The organism is Ectothiorhodospira shaposhnikovii, assembly GCF_016584105.1.
In the GTDB taxonomy this organism is placed as follows: Bacteria; Pseudomonadota; Gammaproteobacteria; order Ectothiorhodospirales; family Ectothiorhodospiraceae; genus Ectothiorhodospira; species Ectothiorhodospira shaposhnikovii.
The window spans coordinates 16,143-32,841 of sequence record NZ_NRSM01000007.1 but is presented as its reverse complement, the minus strand read 5'-3'; the positions used below and the strand labels follow the sequence as shown (position 1 = coordinate 32,841).

The 16,699-nt window shown below is 60.3% G+C and carries 12 protein-coding genes; 9 read left to right on the top strand and 3 right to left on the bottom strand.

Annotated elements, in window-relative coordinates; all coding sequences use genetic code 11:
• The first annotated feature begins 9 nt into the window (after window positions 1–9).
• From CKO35_RS05530 to pth, 7 genes are all read left to right on the top strand, one after another.
• Window positions 10–885: an XrtA system polysaccharide deacetylase gene (locus CKO35_RS05530; protein ID WP_200173442.1), complete on the top strand. Its 876-nt coding sequence runs from the start codon at window positions 10–12 to the stop codon at window positions 883–885.
• Window positions 882–1,952 (top strand): FemAB family XrtA/PEP-CTERM system-associated protein, encoded by a 1,071-nt coding sequence (locus CKO35_RS05525; protein ID WP_200173440.1) that lies wholly within the window; start codon window positions 882–884, stop codon window positions 1,950–1,952. Before CKO35_RS05530 ends, CKO35_RS05525 begins: the two co-directional genes overlap by 4 nt.
• Window positions 1,949–3,163, top strand: a complete 1,215-nt coding sequence (locus CKO35_RS05520) for a TIGR03087 family PEP-CTERM/XrtA system glycosyltransferase (protein WP_200173438.1) — start codon at window positions 1,949–1,951, stop codon at window positions 3,161–3,163. The genes CKO35_RS05525 and CKO35_RS05520 overlap by 4 nt, the downstream gene beginning before the upstream one ends.
• The gene (xrtA, locus tag CKO35_RS05515; RefSeq protein ID WP_200173436.1) at window positions 3,160–4,758 is read left to right on the top strand and encodes an exosortase A; all 1,599 of its coding nucleotides are present in this window, start codon (window positions 3,160–3,162) and stop codon (window positions 4,756–4,758) included. Before CKO35_RS05520 ends, xrtA begins: the two co-directional genes overlap by 4 nt.
• Window positions 4,755–5,912: a TIGR03088 family PEP-CTERM/XrtA system glycosyltransferase gene (locus CKO35_RS05510; protein WP_200173434.1), complete on the top strand. Its 1,158-nt coding sequence runs from the start codon at window positions 4,755–4,757 to the stop codon at window positions 5,910–5,912. The genes xrtA and CKO35_RS05510 overlap by 4 nt, the downstream gene beginning before the upstream one ends.
• Before the next feature lie 6 nt (window positions 5,913–5,918).
• On the top strand, window positions 5,919–7,811 hold the full coding sequence (locus CKO35_RS05505; protein WP_200173432.1) for an XrtA/PEP-CTERM system amidotransferase: 1,893 nt from the start codon (window positions 5,919–5,921) through the stop codon (window positions 7,809–7,811).
• Between the two features lie 423 nt (window positions 7,812–8,234).
• On the top strand, window positions 8,235–10,169 hold the full coding sequence (gene pth, locus CKO35_RS05500; protein ID WP_200173430.1) for an aminoacyl-tRNA hydrolase: 1,935 nt from the start codon (window positions 8,235–8,237) through the stop codon (window positions 10,167–10,169).
• 125 nt (window positions 10,170–10,294) lie between these two features.
• Here the strand turns inward: pth and CKO35_RS05495 are convergent, their stop codons facing one another.
• Entirely contained in the window at window positions 10,295–11,587 is a 1,293-nt protein-coding gene (locus CKO35_RS05495) for a sugar-transfer associated ATP-grasp domain-containing protein (protein ID WP_200173428.1), read from the bottom strand.
• Window positions 11,588–11,826: 239 nt separating this feature from the next.
• Window positions 11,827–12,903: a 3-deoxy-7-phosphoheptulonate synthase gene (locus CKO35_RS05490; protein WP_200173426.1), complete on the bottom strand. Its 1,077-nt coding sequence runs from the start codon at window positions 12,901–12,903 to the stop codon at window positions 11,827–11,829.
• A 121-nt stretch (window positions 12,904–13,024) separates the two neighbouring features.
• On the opposite strand from CKO35_RS05490, the gene CKO35_RS05485 reads away from it, so the two are divergent.
• Both CKO35_RS05485 and CKO35_RS05480 read left to right on the top strand, forming a co-directional pair.
• On the top strand, window positions 13,025–13,753 hold the full coding sequence (locus tag CKO35_RS05485; protein WP_200173424.1) for a class I SAM-dependent methyltransferase: 729 nt from the start codon (window positions 13,025–13,027) through the stop codon (window positions 13,751–13,753).
• Window positions 13,754–14,083: 330 nt separating this feature from the next.
• Window positions 14,084–14,809, top strand: a complete 726-nt coding sequence (locus CKO35_RS05480) for a hypothetical protein (RefSeq protein ID WP_200173422.1) — start codon at window positions 14,084–14,086, stop codon at window positions 14,807–14,809.
• 39 nt (window positions 14,810–14,848) lie between these two features.
• On the opposite strand, the gene CKO35_RS05475 is transcribed toward CKO35_RS05480, so the two are convergent.
• Window positions 14,849–16,699 carry an asparagine synthetase B family protein gene (locus CKO35_RS05475; RefSeq protein ID WP_200173420.1) on the bottom strand — a complete coding sequence of 617 codons (1,851 nt, stop codon included), beginning with the start codon at window positions 16,697–16,699 and terminating at the stop codon, window positions 14,849–14,851.

Sequence of the window (16,699 nt, the reverse complement as noted above, 5' to 3'; positions counted from 1 at the left end):
CAGTACCTCATGAACACAGCCGGACCCGTCCCCAACCACGGCATTCGTAATGCGATGACCGTGGATGTGGAAGACTACTTCCACGTTTCCGCCTTTGAAAACCACATCTGTCGCGGCACCTGGGACGAACTCCCCTGCCGGGTGGAACGCAACGTGGATCGCATCCTCCAGCTCTTTGCGGAACACGACACCAAGGCCACCTTCTTCTATTTGGGCTGGGTGGCAAAACGCTATCCCGAACTGGTCCGGCGCACCCAGGCCGAAGGCCACGAGATTGCCAGCCACGGCTGGTCCCACATCCGGGCCACGGAGCAGACTCCCGAGGCCTTCCGCCAGGATGTGAGCCGGACCCGGGCATTGCTGGAAGACACCGTGGGTGCCCCGGTACTGGGCTACCGGGCCGCCAGCTACTCCATCGGTCGCGACAATCTCTGGGCCCTGGACACCCTGCAGGAGACCGGCCACCGCTACAGTTCCAGCATCTATCCCGTCCACCACGATCTCTACGGCATGCCCGAGGCCCCGCGCTTCTCCTTCCGGCCGGGGCAGGGCGATCTGGTGGAAATCCCCGTCACCACCGTGGAAGTCCTGGGCAAAAAGCTTCCCTGTGGCGGCGGCGGTTATTTCCGCCTGCTGCCCTATGAAATCTCCCGCTGGGCCATTCGTCAGGTCAACCAGCGGGACCGGCAGGCCGCCGTGTTCTATTTCCACCCCTGGGAGATCGACCCCGATCAGCCCCGTCAGAACGGGCTCGGGCTCAAGACCCGGGTGCGTCATTATCTCAATCTGTCCCGCACCGAAGGCAGGCTCAAACGGCTGTTGTCGGATTTTCAATGGGGACGCATGGACCGGATCTTTCTTGAACAGGCAGTGAATCCCGCATGAATGCAGTCCTGGAGACCAGGGGTAGTGACGCCCGGGCAGCACTGACCATCCGTCATCTTGAGGATGGCGACGAGGCCCGCTGGGATGCCTATGTCATGGCATGCCCGGAAGCCAGCTTCTTTCACCGCAGCGGCTGGCGCCAGGTACTGCGGGAGGCCTTCGGACATCCCGCGCACTTTTTGTACGCGGAACAGGACGGCCGGATACGGGGTATCCTGCCCCTGGGCCATGTGAAGACCCTGCTGTTCGGCAATGCTCTCATCTCCATGCCCTTTTGTGTCTACGGCGGCGTGGCCGCCGACGACGAAGCCACGGCCCAGGCCCTGATCGACGCGGCCCGGGATCTGGCGGAGGCACTTCGGGTGGATTATCTGGAGTTGCGTCACCTGCGTCGTCATTGCCCCCAGTGGCCCTGCAAGGATGATCTCTACGTCACCTTTCGCAGGCCCATCGAGCCGGAGGAAGAAGCCAACCTGCTGGCGATCCCCCGCAAGCAGCGGGCCATGGTGCGCAAGGGCATCAAGCACGGGCTTGCATCCCGGTTCGAGGATGATGTGGCTACCTTTTTCGGCATCTATGCCGACAGCGTGCGTCGCCTGGGCACCCCCGTGTTCTCCCTCCGCTATTTCCAGTGCCTGCTGGACACCTTCGGCCAGGATGCCCGGATCCTTACCGTCACTCACCGGGACCAGCCGGTGAGCAGCGTGCTCAGCTTCTGCTTCCGCGACGAGGTACTGCCCTATTACGGCGGCGGCATGCCCGCGGCCCGGGAACTGGCCGGATTTGATTTCCTCTACTGGGAGGTCATGCGCCACGCCTGCGCCGCCGGCTACCGGTGCTTCGACTACGGTCGCAGCAAGCGGGGCACCGGCTCCTTCAGCTTCAAGAAGAACTGGGGCTTCCAGCCCCAGCCGCTCTACTACGAGTACCATCTGGTGAAGGCGGATGCCATCCCCGAGATCAACCCCCTGAACCCCAAGTACCGTCTCTTCATCGAGGCCTGGAAGCGTCTGCCCACCCCGGTGGCCAACCTGATCGGTCCCCATCTCTCCCGGGGGCTGGGATGAACGACACCACACGCCCGGCGCTGCTCTACCTGGTCCACCGGATCCCGTATCCGCCCAACAAGGGGGACAAGATCCGGTCATTCAACCTGCTCAAGCACCTGGCGGGGCGCTACCGCATTCACCTGGGGGCGTTCGTGGACGACCCCCACGACTGGCGTTACCGGGAAGACGTGACCCGCCTGTGCGAGAGCACCTGCCTGCTGCCGTTGCGACCGCCGCTGGCCAAGCTGGCGAGTCTGCGGGGGTTCATGGACGGCCGCTCCCTGTCGGAGCCTTACTACGACAACAGATCCATGCGGCAATGGGTGCGCCGGATACTGGAACAGGGCGTGGAACGGGTTCTGATTTTCTCGTCCGCCATGGCCCAGTACCTGCGGCCGGAAGACCATGCCGGTCGCAGGGTGGTGGTGGATTTCGTCGATGTGGACTCGGACAAGTGGCGCCAGTATGCCGCTTCCCATCGCTTTCCCATGAACCGGATCTATGCCCGGGAATCCCGTCGTCTGCTGGCCTTCGAGCGACGCGTCGCGTCCCTGACGGATGCGGGTGCCTTCGTCAGTGAGCAGGAGGCGGCCCTGTTCCGGACGCTGGCGCCGGAGTCGGCCGGTCGCATCCATGCCATCGACAACGGCGTGGACGTGGATTATTTCAGCCCGGAACGAGAGTATCCCCGCCCGTACGGGGTGGGTGAGCAGCATCTGGTCTTCACCGGCGCCATGGACTACTGGGCCAACGTGGATGCGGTGCGCTGGTTTGCCCGGGAGGTCTTTCCCCTGGTGCGACTGGAACACGTCGATGCCCGTTTCACCATTGTCGGCGCCCGGCCGGCCAGGGAAGTGAAACAACTGGAGCAGATCGACGGCGTCCAGGTCACGGGCGCGGTGAAGGATGTGCGCCCCTACCTGGCCCATACCGAGGCGGCGGTGGCGCCGCTGCGGATCGCCCGGGGGATCCAGAACAAGGTGCTGGAGGCCATGGCCATGGGCAAGCCGGTGCTGGTGACCCCCCAGGCCCTGGATGGACTGCGTGCCTGCGAGGGTCTGGAATGGCCGGTGAGCGAAGACCCGGTCACCCTGGCCCGGCTGGCCTGCGATGTCCTGTCCGGTAATCTGTCTCCGGGGTTGGGGCGGCTGGGGCGGGCCTGTGTCTGTGAACATTACAGCTGGGCCGAGCACATGGAGCGGTTCGTGACCTTGTTGGAGTCGCCATGAACACCACCATTGCAACATCGGCTGAAAACCGATCAGCAGCCCCAGCAGCTCTCCGGATTCCGGGCCTGTCATGGCCCCTGGCCCTGGGGCTCCTGGCCGCGGGCATGGGAGCCATGGTGCTCCTCTACTGGCCCAGCGTGCAGAAGCTGGTGCATATCTGGCTCAACTCGGACACCTATGCCCACGGCATGGTCATCCTCCCCATCAGCCTGTTTCTGGCCTGGCGCATGCGCCGCCGACTGGCGGAACTCACCCCGCAGCCCAGCTACCTGGGCATCCTGCTGATCGCCGCCCTCGGTTTCGGCTGGATCCTTGCCCGGGCCGCCGATGTCACCGTGGTCCAGACCTTCGTCGTGGTGGCCATGGTGCCTGCCCTGGTCATCACCATTTTGGGGCTCGGCATCTCCAGGGCGCTGACTTTCCCCCTGGCCTATCTCTTCTTCGCCTGGCCGGTGGGGAGCTTCCTGGTCCCCATCCTGCAGGACTATACCGCCTGGTTCACCGTGCTCATGCTGCGTCTGACGGGGCTGCCGGTATTTGCCGAGGGCTACTACATCAGCATTCCCGCCGGGGATTTCGTGGTGGCCGAGGTCTGCAGCGGCATCCGCTATCTGATTGCCTCGGTGGCCCTGGGGCTGGTGTACGCCTATCTGATTTACCGCAGCCTCTGGCGACGACTGGTGTTCACGGCTTTTGCCATCATCGTGCCCATCGTGGCCAACGGCCTGCGGGCCTACGGCATCATCATGATCGCTCACTGGACCGACATGGAACACGCCGTCGGGGTGGACCATCTGATCTACGGCTGGCTGTTCTTCGGCGTGGTGATGTTCCTGCTGTTCTGGGTGGGCAGCCTGTTCCGGGAAGACGACCATCCGGAAGAGGAGAGCCGGCAACAGCCGACTACACAGGCCGGGAACCCGTCCCCCACGGCGGTCTCCCCGGTGGTCATGCCCCTGGTCCTGGCAGCCGTGGTTCTGTCCATGGCCCCCCTGACCGAGATGGGCCTCAATCAGCGCATGGCCGCCCTGGCCGGTGACCGTTATCCGGTGCCCCCCCAGGTCACGGGCTGGGCCCTGCCCCAGCGGGACGAATCACCGCCCTGGCAGCCCCGGTTTGCCGAGCCGGATTACCAGTCCCAGCATGCCTACCGGTCTGAAAACGGACGTGAGCTGGCGCTGCACGTCCTGCACTATCACCATGATCAGCCGGGTACGGATCTGATCACTTACGGTAATCGGATCTACGACGGTCAGACCTGGCGCCGGATTTCCGAGTCCGGGCGCGGCGTGACCCTTGCCGGCGGCGAGCCCCACATGGTCCGCGAAACGGTCATGCGCGGTCCCGGAGATCGCGGCCGCATCGTCTGGCACTGGTACCAGGTGGCGGATCGTGCCACCGCCCGACCCATTGAGGTCAAGCTCCTGGAGGCCTGGGCCCGGCTCAGTGGTCATCGGGACGGCTCGCTGCTGGTGGCCGTGACCACGGAGTTCCAGATCACCGCCGACGAGGGGCGGGCCGTCCTGCAGGATTTTCTGACCCGCATGCCCGGGCTGATCGAGGTGGAATACCGGCCGCCGGAGTCAGGCTCATGACCGACAGCACGCGGGGTACACCGCCGCTGGTGGCCCACATCATTCATCGTCTGGACGTGGGCGGCATGGAGAACGGTCTGGTCAACCTGATCAACCACATGCCGGCGGACCGCTATCGTCATGCCATCGTGTGCATGACGGACTACACCGATTTCAGTCGCCGCATTCGCCGCGACGACGTGACGCTGCATGCCCTGCACAAGCAGGAGGGCAAGGACCTCAAGGTCCACGGCCGGCTCTGGCGGCTGCTGCGCCGACTGCGACCGGACATTGTCCATACCCGCAACATGGCCACCCTGGAGACCCAGGCCATTGCCGCCCTGGCGGGGGTGAGGCGGCGTGTCCATGGCGAGCATGGCTGGGATATCGGTGATCTGGACGGTTCCCGGGCCAAAACCCGGCACCTGCGTCGTGTGTTCCGACCCCTGGTGGGCCAGTACATTGCCCTGTCCCGGCACCAGCTGGATTACCTGTCAAGACAGATCAGCGTGGCACCGGTCCGCCTGAACCATATCTGCAACGGGGTGGATGTTGTCCGTTTTTCACCCCGGGACAAGGCCCGGGCCCGCTCCATCCTGCCGGAGGGATTCGCACCCCCGGAGACTGTTGTCATCGGTGCGGTCATGCGGATGCAGGCGGTCAAGGCCCCGGACATCCTGGTGGAGGCCGTGCTTGCCCTGCTGAGGCGGGATGAAGGGCTGAAGCGCAGGCTGCGTCTGGTGATGATCGGAGACGGCCCCCTGCGGGAGGGGTTGCAGGCCCGTCTGCGGGAAGCCGGTGTCGCCGACCTGGCCTGGCTGCCCGGCAACCGTGACGACATTCCCGACCTGATGGCGGCGATGGACCTGTGCGTGGTGCCTTCCCTGGCGGAAGGCATTTGCAACACCATATTGGAGGCCATGGCCACCGGTCTGCCGGTGATCGGCACCGCGGTGGGGGGCAATCCCGACCTGATCGAGCCGGGCCAGACCGGCACCCTGATCCCCGCCGGCGATCCCGAGGCCCTGGCCGGTGCCCTGGGTGGTTATCTGGACGACATGGCCCTGGCCCGGACCCACGGCGGCACTGCCCGGGAGCGGGCACGGCAGCGCTACAGCCTGGAAGCCATGGTGCAGGGCTACCTGAACGTCTATGACCGACTCTCCAAGAGATAAAAAAACATGTGCGGCATCACAGGGATCTTCGACATCCAGGGCCAGGCCCCCATCGACCGGGGCCTGCTGGAACGCATGAACCAGACCCAGTTCCACCGTGGCCCCGATGAAGGCGGCGTCCACCTGGAACCCGGTATCGGGCTGGCCCACCGCCGCCTGTCCATCATCGATCTCTCCAGCGGCCAGCAGCCCCTGTTCAACGAAGACCACACCGTGGCCGTCACCTACAACGGCGAGATCTACAACTTCCCGGCACTGACCGACACCCTCAAGGCCGCCGGACACACCTTCCGCACCCATTGCGACACCGAAGTCATCGTCCATGCCTGGGAAGAATGGGGCGAAGACTGCGTGCGTCACTTTCGCGGCATGTTCGCCTTCGCCGTCTGGGACCGCAACCGCCAAAGCCTGTTCCTGGCCCGGGACCGCCTGGGCATCAAGCCCGTCTACTATGCCCATTTGCCCAATGGCCAGTGCATCTTCGCCTCCGAACTCAAGGCTCTGATGGCCCACCCGGATCTGCCCCGGTCGCTGGACCCCCGGGCGGTGGACGAATATTTCGCCTACGGCTACGTGCCCGAGCCGCGCACCATCTACCAGGGCGTACACAAGCTGCCCCCCGGCCACACCCTGCTGTTGCAGCGGGGCCGCGCACCGGGGGAGCCACGGGAATACTGGGACGTACCCTTCCAGCCCCATGCCCCCATGGACGAGGCCCAGGCCATGGAGGCACTGGTGGAGCGCCTGCGCGAAGCGGTACGCATCCGTCTGGTGGCCGAGGTGCCCCTGGGGGCCTTCCTGTCCGGCGGCGTGGACTCCAGCGCCGTGGTGGCCATGATGGCGGGCCTGATGGACGACCCGGTCAAGACCTGCTCCATCGGCTTCAGCGATCCCCGCTACGACGAGTCCGCCCATGCCGCCCAGGTTGCCGAGCGCTACCACACCAGCCATCGGCAGCGGCAGGTAGACCCGGATGACTTCAGCCTGCTGGACCGGTTGGCGGATCTCTACGACGAACCCTTTGCCGACAGCTCGGCCCTGCCCACCTACCGGGTCTGCGAACTGGCCCGGCAGGACGTCACCGTGGCCCTGTCGGGGGATGGCGGGGATGAGACCCTGGCCGGATACCGGCGTTATCGATTCCATCTACAGGAGGAACGGGTGCGCAATCATCTGCCCCTGGGGTTACGGCGTCCCCTCTTCGGCACCCTGGGACGGATATATCCCAAGCTGGACCGGGCTCCCCGGATGTTCCGCGCCCGCGCCACCTTCCAGGCCCTGGCCAGGGACGCAGTGGAAGGGTATTTCAACAATATCGCGGTCATCCGCGACGAACAGCGCCTGAACCTCTACAGCCCCGCCTTTCGGCGGCAGCTGGAGGGACACACGGCGGTGGACGTGCTGCGCCGCCACGCCGCCCGCGCGCCGGTGGAAGACCCCTTGTCCCTGGTCCAGTACCTGGACATGAAGACCTATCTGCCCGGCGACATCCTCACCAAGGTGGATCGGGCCAGCATGGCCCATGCCCTGGAGGTTCGGGTACCGATCCTGGATCATCCCCTGGTGGAGTGGATCTCGGGCCTGCCGCCGTCGCTCAAGCTCCGGGGTGGGGAAGGGAAGTACCTGCTGAAGAAGGCCATGGAGCCGCACCTGCCCAACGACATCCTGTACCGACGCAAGCAGGGTTTTGCCGTGCCCCTGGACCAGTGGTTCCGCGGCCCCCTGAAACAGCGTCTGCAGGACACCATCCTCGGCGACCGGCTACAGGATGCCGGTCTTTTCGAGATGAACACCCTCCGGCATCTGGTGGATGCCCATGCGAGCGGGCGTAGGGATTACAGCGCCCCCCTGTGGTCCCTGTTCATGTTCGAGGCATTTTTGCGGCGTAGCGAGGGGTGAGGGAAAGTGGAAGTAGATGCTGAGTAAACTTTCCGAAGCAGATTGGAGCTACTCAGCGCTACCGTATCTGCCCTGTAGTGCAGGGGTGTTCGCGGCCTGATCTTCCGGAACGATTTTATCCTTGGAATGCGTGTATATGACCGCTTTCGAAACTGTAGGGATGACGACATTTTCATCAGAGTGCTGGAGCGGTTGTATTGATGTCTTCACCAAGATGGCCCGATGGACCTGGAGACTCGATGTCAATCTGCACCACTGAAAAAGGAATATTGTGGGATATCTTTGGAGTTGGTTGAAGGATGCTTGGTATATAGATATCCGATACGGTAAGCTTGTCAAGAGTTTCCGGGCCATGACTGGTCTCGCATGCATTGTAAGTTGGTTTCCATATTAACCATTCAGAGCTTGAGGGGTCTTGAATTCATGTTGACTCACTTGAAGCAGGCGTTGGCATGGAGAGCGAGGTATTGGCGGAAAATCATTATCCTGGCGAGTGCTGGTCTCAAAAGGAAAATGCTTCGAACTACGACTTTTGTTGGTATCACGGGGTCAGTAGGGAAGACGACGACTAAAGATCTGGTGGTCGCTGTATTAAGTAAAAAAGGAAAGACACAAGGAAATCGGAAGGGTCTTAATTACCTGGAAGATATCGGGTCGGCGATACTTTTCCTGCCCAATGCTTGCCGGTATGCAGTTTTTGAGGTTGCTACAAGCGGTCCGGGAACCATTGATAAAAGAATTGATCTCGTTCGTCCGTCGATTGCAGTGATGACCGTGGTGGGACGTGATCACATAAAAAGGTTTGGTTCGATGGGTGCGATTGCAGCTGAAAAAGGTAAGCTGATTTCAGCTCTACCTGCTGATGGGGTCGCGGTGCTAAATATTGATGATCCTTTGGTGCGAGCCGTCGGCGAGAAAGCGGCAGCCCGCTGTGTCTGGTTTGGTTCCTCGCCGCAAGCGGATTTGCGTCTATTGTCGGCATCGTCTGGATTCCCACAGTCGCTGACCCTGAAAGTTGAGCATCAGGGTGAATCTTATACTGTCAACACCAGTCTGCATGGTGTTCACCTGGCTACTTCGGTTTTGGCCGCCTTGGGGGTTGGTCTTGCCGCTGGCATGCGTATTGACGAATGCATAGTAGCGATTAAGGAGCCAATGACCACGCCGGGAAGAATGCAGGTGGTCGAATGTGCGGATGGCGTAACTTTCATTCGTGACGACTTTAAGTCTCCCCATTGGTCTTTGCCTGTCATTTATGATTATCTTATTGATGCTAGGGCGGGCCGAAAGGTGGCTGTGATTGGTACTTTGTCGGACTATTCACTATCTGCATCAAAGTTGTATCCGAAAGTTGCACGTCGTGCTTTGGAGGTTGCGGATTTGGTTGTGTTTGTTGGGCCTCACGCACTGAGGGCGTTAAAGGCCAAGACGGAGGCAAGTCAGCATAAGCTTTTTGGCTTTACGGAAATAAAAAAAGCCCACGAATTTCTTCGTTCCGAGTTAAGGTCAGGCGATCTTGTCTTGCTAAAAGGTACAAACCGGGTCGATCATTTGGTTCGCTTGGTTCTTGCGCGCGAGCAACCTGTGTCTTGCTGGAGAAGTGATTGTGGTTGGAATTTTTTTTGTGATGATTGTATCTATCTTGATCGCCCTGTGCACATGGTGGAGGATGCCTTTTTCCCAGTGGTAAGTACCTTTCATGGTTCTGATGGTGAGTTGGGAAATATTAAAGGATTTGCAGGGTTATCTGAGAATGCCGATGGGGTAATAAAAGATATTTGGCTGGTAATTGGTTTAGGGAACCCTGGGGATGAGTATGTGGGTACTCCCCACAATATGGGTTTTGAAGTGCTTGATTATGTGGCAAAAAATTTAATACTTGAATGGGTTGAAGGTGTCGATGGCATGATGGCTCGCGCGGAGATTTCAACGCACCAAGTGATCCTCTTTAAGCCGTCCGTAGCCATCAATCGCGCGGGTTTTGCCGTAGAGAAATTTCGTGGGAAATTAAATATTCCGATTGATCGGGTTGTTGTTATCCATGACGATGCGGATCTTGAAATGCCCGATGTACGCCTGAAATATAAGGGTAGTGACGGCGGGCACAGAGGAGTAAGGTCATTGATATCTGCTCTTCGCAATGATGGATTCATGCCGCGAATACGCGTTGGTATTCGGACCCCAGGGGGTACGGAATCGTTGGCAAAATCTGTGGTGCTCAAACGTTTTTCATCGGAAGATTTTTCGGAAGTACAGAAAAGCGTGGCAAATGCGGGTGTATTGCTGTTGGAGTTCCTGGGTGCTAATGCCGAGATTCGGAATAAACTCGTGGAGTCGATGCGCAGCGCGGGAAAGTGATGAATGATGTTTTTGAGGTGGCTTGAGTAGACTCTGCCAAGTGGGTTGCGAGATGAGGGCGATCTACATATTATGATTGGAATGACTGTGTTTTTCGAAGCCCCCTAAAACTTGTGGGATGCTCGCTATTCAGTAATGAAAGAATTTCTTAGACGTTTAAGTAGAATTTCGGCCAGTGGGCTTATGCCCAAGGGAAAGCCGCCGGGCATCTGGGCAATGTCGTCGCCTGGTAAGTGATTTGCTTCCAATAAAATAGGGCCATTATCCAGTATGGCGACATCCCATCCGATGACGGGGATTTGGGCTTCTAGCAGATTATGCGCCCGGCAGGTCAGCGCAAGGCATTCGGACCAATATGGAAGTGTGAACCCCGAGATGGCGGATCCTGTGTCGGGGTGCACCTGTATGGCGTCAGGAGGAAGCGATCCCTTCTTCTGAAGGCCCGGTCCGCAAAGCCCTGTTTCCAGGTTGATCGGACTAGCGATGCTGCCGGAGTCGAAGTTGTCTACCACGGCGTCACCTGTTGGCATTCGCAGGGCCGCTATCAGGGGGTGTGCCTGCTGTTTCAAATCGCGAATCGTCATCAAGCGCACGGTAGCCAGGGCGCCATTGGTCAAGTTGCGTAATCTGCGGTGGTTCACGAGGGCTTCTTGAACAATGTAAGGGCGGTCCTGGTCCAGTGACGTTCGGCAAACAAGCTCTTCAAGTTCAACTGGTGTCAGCACTGCCCCGGAATGGTCGGTGTAGTAGTGGCCGGTCGATTGATTCTTGCACCACCAGCGAGAGGCTCCTCGACCTTGCCTCCAGTTTGTAGGTTTGATGAAAAGGTCTGAAGCCGGCAAATGATCGGATGTGCGGGATACGATTTTTCCTCGGTCAATCTCCAGGAGATTTTCGACGGTTGGTATATCGTTATGCGCGCACCAATCCTTGAACTGTTTTTTATTTAAGAAAATCACTCCATCGTGTTTTTTAGGGCTGTGACGATGGATGACCTGTAGTATAGGTCCGATGCTAATGATGAAGTGCTGTGCGAACGCCGCGCGCTCCGGTTTGAATAGTTGGAGTCTATAATAGTGCTCCGGTCGTATGCCGTATCGCCAACGTAGTATTAGGGCGTGATGGTATTGAGTAAAAAGAGGGATGTGATGTATGCGTCTTGTCTTGTGGCCGAATCGGCGAAGGCCCGCCCAAGTTTCATATGGCGCTTCGATAAATCCTCGTATCGATAGAATGAAGGCGCTGATCTTTTTCCGTGGATCATGAAGTCCTTTCCACCAAATCCAGGTTTGCCATCGCCTAAGGCCTGGACCATCGGATTTTGCCCTGGACAGCCAGTATGACCACACTAATCCCGGTTTTTCCCGTTGCCATTCGATGGAGGCGAGGTCTCCAGCTTCGTTGCCATCTTGAGCCATGGTACTTGTTACCCCGCACGGATTGATTTTATCGCAGATGAATCTTTTCAGCCTGATTCTTGGTGGTTGCGCAGAGTTTCTGGTTGTTATTAACCAGGCAATCAAATGGGTTGGCTTGTAAGTGGTTTATTCTAATTAAAATTAATTGCCTATGCTTACCCATGAGGATAGGTTTGATTGCCGGGTTATCAATCCAGCGGCAAATTATCGACACTCCCGCGAAAGCGGGAGCCCAGGTCTTAAGCCGAGATACGATCGTCGATCAGCTCTCTCAGCATCTGCGCGCCGTTGCGGATCATCTCCTCCGTGGTCGCCCAGTTTACGCAGGCATCGGTGATGGAACAGCCGTAGCGCAGCTTGGAACGATCCGCGGTCAGCGGCTGATTGCCCGCCTCCAGGAAACTCTCGACCATCAGCCCCACGATGGAACGGTTCCCCTCCCGGATCTGGTGCATCACATCCTTCATCACCAGCGGCTGCAGCTCCGGGTTCTTGGAGGAATTGGCGTGGGAACAGTCCACCACGATGTTCCGGGGGATGCCGGCCTTGTCCAGGGCCTGCTCGGCCAAGGCCACGGAGACGGTGTCATAGTTGGGCTGCCCGTTGCCGCCGCGCAGCACCAGATGGCCGTAACGGTTGCCCCGGGTGCGCAGGATCACCGACTGCCCGTCATTGCCGATGCCCAGGAAACTGTGGGGGCTGCCGGCCGACAGGATGGCGTTGATCGCCACGCTCAGGTCGCCGTCGGTGCCGTTCTTGAAGCCCACGGGTGTGGACAGGCCCGAGGACATCTCCCGATGGGTCTGGGATTCCGCCGTGCGGGCGCCGATGGCGGTCCAGGCGATCAGATCGCCGTAGTACTGGGGCGCGATGGGGTCCAGGGCCTCGGTGGCCGCCGGCAGTCCCAGGTCATTGATGTCCATCAGGAAGCGCCGAGCCTTGGCCATGCCCTCGTCGATGCGGAAGGTGTCGTCCAGATGGGGGTCGTTGATGAATCCCTTCCAGCCCACCGAGGTGCGGGGCTTTTCGAAATAGACCCGCATCACCAGCAGCATGACATCCGCTACTTCGTCCGCCAGTGTCTTCAGGCGTCGGGCATAGTCCATGCCGGCCTCGGGGTCGTGGATGGAGCAGGGGCCTACCACCACGAACAGGCGCGGATCCCGGTGATCCAGGATATCGCACAGGGCCTTGCGCCCGGTGAGGACGGTGCGGGCCGCGGCGTCGGACAGGGGGAACTGCGCCTTGATCTCCCGGGGGGAAGGCATGTAGTCCATGGCGGCGATGTTGAGGTTTTCGGTCTGAGCTGTGGTCATGCGGGGGATCCGGCGTAAAAGGGTGACAATCTTGACAGTCTAGCGCGAAAATGCATCGCATTGTGCAATGCGGTTCCAAGCCTCAAACTATCAGCCCGCCCAGAATTTTCCCCAAGACTTCATGCCCCGCCCAAAATTCGAAGAACAATGGCGTCAGCGTTTTATCCAGCGTGGCACGGTCTGTCAGGATGATGCCGATATTGCCGGCTGGACGCGGTCCGGCCTGGAGGCCCGGCTGAGAAACTTTCAGCGCCTCTGGCCGGGGGATGTACCGGGGGCCCTGTGGCTGGATGTGGGTTGCGGGGCCGGCAGTTATACCCGTTATCTGGCGGAGCAGGGCGTCACCCCCATCGGCATGGACTATTCCCTGCCTTCGGTACAGAAGGCCCGGGAACGCAGTTCGGCGGCGATGACTTGGGCCGTGGGGGATGTGACGCAGCTGGCAATCCGCCCTGCTTCCCTGGACGGTGTCCTGTGCTTTGGTGTGATGCAGGCCCTGTCACGGCCGGAGCAGGCGGTAGCAGAGATGGTGGGAAGTGTCAGAGATGGTGGCGAGGTGTGGGTCGATGCCCTCAATCGTGACTGCCTGTTCACGCGGATCAAGCGGGTCGTTGCCCGATTGCGCCGGCGCCCCTTGGGCTTGCGTTATGACACCCCAGGCGAACTGTCATCCTGGATGAGGCGCCATGGCGCCAGGGAAGTGGAGATTCACTGGATCCCGATTCTTCCCGCGCGTTTGCAAAGGCTCCAGCCCTGGGTGGAAAGCGGGTCGTTTCGGGCCCTGCTTTCCCGCGTGCCCGTATTGGGTTCTTTGCTGAGCCATGCCGTACTCATTCGGGCACGGTTGTAAGCCCGGCCCTGGCTTCTTGCATTGGGGCGCTGTGGTCTAAGGTGTTTCCGGATTGCCTGTCGGAACTGTTTACAGCTTATCAAGCGCCTGGGTCCGGTCTGTTGGCGAGGCCTGTCTCTGCCCGCTCGGTGAAGATTTCTGTGGTTATCGGCTTTTGAGGGCGGCAGATGCTTGAGGTGGGTGTAGGTTTTTTTTACAGGTGGTTTCAGAGTTTGAAACCGGTTAGCACATTGGCGCCTTAATTTATTTGAAATGCATCACATTTTTTATTTTGGCTCATTTTTTGCATATATTTTGTAAATTATTTATCCCCATCCAAGGACCATTATCATGCGCTCCAAAAAACGCGCTCTTCAGGCAATCCTGCTGGTATCAGTCATGTTGTGCTCGGCGGCTGTTTCCGCTGCACCAGTGCTTCTGGGGACTCTGGAAAAGGATTATGGCATGGGGGCGGGCAAGGTGGCTGCTGCCAGCATGGGCGCGGGAAGCTGCGATGACCGCGGCGGCAATTCCATCACCATACGCAATTCTTCCGAGTGTCAGCGCTTCTACGACGCTTTCGATTTTTCCAATTTCTCCTTTGGTGAGATCGACCATCTGGCGCTGACGATCAGCTACAGCAATACCAATGCCTCTTTTTTATTGGTGCCGACGGAGTTCTGGAATGTACGCCCGGCCGCATCCCCTGTTCTGGCCAGTGACTCGCTGTATTCCATGACTCGGGTGGGTGGCAGGGGTGCCAGCAGCACCTTCGTGTTTGACAGCACGCTGGACATCTTCGACGAGATCGTTGCCAGCCAGAGCCTCTTTCTGTGGTTTGCTCATACGGGAATAGGTTCGCAGAACTTCAATCTCTTTTCCGCCCAGCTGGAAGTGTGGGGGACGGCTTCCCTTCAGGAACAGCCTTCCGCCGTGCCGGAACCGAAAGTCATTGGACTGCTGCTGATGGGGTTGTTGGTGATGGTAGCGGGGTTGCGTCGGAATACCCGTAGGGCTGGCCATGATGTCATCGGTCACCAGCCCTGCCTGGAGCAGGGTAAGGTGCTTCGCGGTTGAAAGATGAAACCTGCCGGTGGCATGGGCGTCGGCAGGTTCTTAAAGAGGCGAATGCCGGCGTCCGGCCAGCCACAGCTCCAGCGCCATCAGCACCCACACCAGTTCTCCGTAATAGGCGGCGTGCTTGTCCTGGTGCAGGCGGATCAGCTTGTCGATGAACTCGGGCCGGATGATGTCCCGCCCCTTGAGACGGGTCAGTGCATCCAGGGCCAGATCCCGCAGGGGCGGATGGTCCCGCAGCCAGATGCCGAAGGGCAGGCCGAAACCATGTTTTTTCTTGTGGATGATGGTCTCCGGCAGAAAATCCCGGCAGGCCTGCTTGTAGAACCACCGCAACTGGTTGCCCTTGAGCTTCCGCGCCGACGGAATCCGGTTGGAGAGCATCATCAGGTCTTCGGCCAGCATCGGATAGGCTACTTCCACCCCGGCCAGCCGACAGGCCGTGTTCACCTTCACCAGATCGTTGTCGTGCAGGGTGAAATGCCAGTCCAGATACAGCATGCGGTTGAGCAGGGAGGCCCCTTCCGGTGCCGCGAACAGGCCTCGCTTCAGATCCCTGGGGGCGTGCAGGTCCACCATGCCGACGAACCCCGCCGTGAAGACCTCCCGGGGATCGTGGCGCTCCAGGAAGGCATAGGTATCCATCCGGTCCGGCAGCGGAATCCGCGCCTGAGTGACATAACTGTGGGCCTTGCGCAGCAGCGGCAGATTCGCCAGCGGGGCCGTGCCCGCGATCAGCCCCTGTTTGGCCCAGGCGGGCAGGCGGTTGAAATGCTCGAATACCCCCTGCTTGGCATAGCGTTCGTTGCCGGCAAACAGCTCATCCCCGCCATCCCCGGCCAGCATCAGTTCCACCCCCTCCTCGCGGGCCTTGCGGGCACACAGAAACGCCGGCAGCACGGAGGAATTACCGAACGGCTCATCGCAAGCAGCCGCCACATGCGGCAGCCAGGTGGTGATGTCGTCCGGCGTGACGTAATACTCATGGCCGACGGCCCCGAAATGGCCGCGGGCAAGCCGGGCATATTCCATCTCGTCGTAACCGGGCACATCAAAACCGATGGAGTAGGCGTGGGCCTCGTCGCTCACCCTGGCCAGCATCCCGGTGACGGTGGAGCTGTCCAGTCCGCCGCTCAGAAACGCGGCGGTGCGCGGCGCTTCCGGCGATGCGGCAACATCGCGCACCGCCTGCTCGATGATCGCCAGCATCTCCTTGCCTGCCCCGGCCACATCCACGGGAGTTTCCTCAAAGCGGGGCAGCCAGTAGGGGCGTACCCGGAGCGTCCCTCGCTCCCACTCCAGCACGTGTCCGCCGGGCAGCTTGCGGATACCCTGGTAGATGCTGCGGGGGCTGGGGATGAAATGACAGTACACATAGTCATGGATCGCCTGGGCATCCAGATCACCGCCCAGCCCCGCTTCCACCAGTGGGGTCAGGGCGGTGCAGAATCTCAGCCCGGTGCCGTCCTGGGCGTAGTAGAGTTGCCGGATGCCGATCTTGTCCACCGCCAGCAGGCCGCGCCCGCGTTCCGGTTCCAGGATCGCCAGCGCAAAAGGCCCCTTGAGAGCGGTCAGTGCCGCCGTGCCCTGACGGCGGTAATCCCGGGCCAGTGCTTGCAGGACGGCATCCACGCTGGTAGCGTCGCCATGATGCGCCCGGCCTGTCAGGGCCAGGATCAGTCCATCGGTTTGCAGCACACCACCACCGGCAGCGGCACAGAAGGCCGGCCCTTGACTGACCAGGGCACCGCCCTCCAGGCCTCCGGCAAGTGTGGAACGGATCACGGTGTCGAAGTCGTCGGCCGTGGTCAGCGCGCCTGCAATGCCCTGGGTTGGCTGCACGTCGTGCAAGTTGGGGGAGTCGGTCATGGCGGGTGCATCATGGAACAT

Bases quoted from the DNA above. Each gene is read 5' to 3' on its own strand.
- CKO35_RS05520 (WP_200173438.1), top strand. From the start codon at position 1,949: ATGAACGACACCACACGCCCGGCGCTGCTCTACCTGGTCCACCGGATC.
- CKO35_RS05505 (WP_200173432.1), top strand. From the start codon at position 5,919: ATGTGCGGCATCACAGGGATCTTCGACATCCAGGGCCAGGCCCCCATC.
- pth (WP_200173430.1), top strand. From the start codon at position 8,235: ATGTTGACTCACTTGAAGCAGGCGTTGGCATGGAGAGCGAGGTATTGG.
- CKO35_RS05475 (WP_200173420.1), bottom strand. From the start codon at position 16,699: ATGTTCCATGATGCACCCGCCATGACCGACTCCCCCAACTTGCACGAC.
- CKO35_RS05480 (WP_200173422.1), top strand. From the start codon at position 14,084: ATGCGCTCCAAAAAACGCGCTCTTCAGGCAATCCTGCTGGTATCAGTC.
- CKO35_RS05485 (WP_200173424.1), top strand. From the start codon at position 13,025: ATGCCCCGCCCAAAATTCGAAGAACAATGGCGTCAGCGTTTTATCCAG.
- CKO35_RS05495 (WP_200173428.1), bottom strand. From the start codon at position 11,587: ATGGCTCAAGATGGCAACGAAGCTGGAGACCTCGCCTCCATCGAATGG.
- CKO35_RS05530 (WP_200173442.1), top strand. From the start codon at position 10: ATGAACACAGCCGGACCCGTCCCCAACCACGGCATTCGTAATGCGATG.
- CKO35_RS05525 (WP_200173440.1), top strand. From the start codon at position 882: ATGAATGCAGTCCTGGAGACCAGGGGTAGTGACGCCCGGGCAGCACTG.
- CKO35_RS05490 (WP_200173426.1), bottom strand. From the start codon at position 12,903: ATGACCACAGCTCAGACCGAAAACCTCAACATCGCCGCCATGGACTAC.
- xrtA (WP_200173436.1), top strand. From the start codon at position 3,160: ATGAACACCACCATTGCAACATCGGCTGAAAACCGATCAGCAGCCCCA.
- CKO35_RS05510 (WP_200173434.1), top strand. From the start codon at position 4,755: ATGACCGACAGCACGCGGGGTACACCGCCGCTGGTGGCCCACATCATT.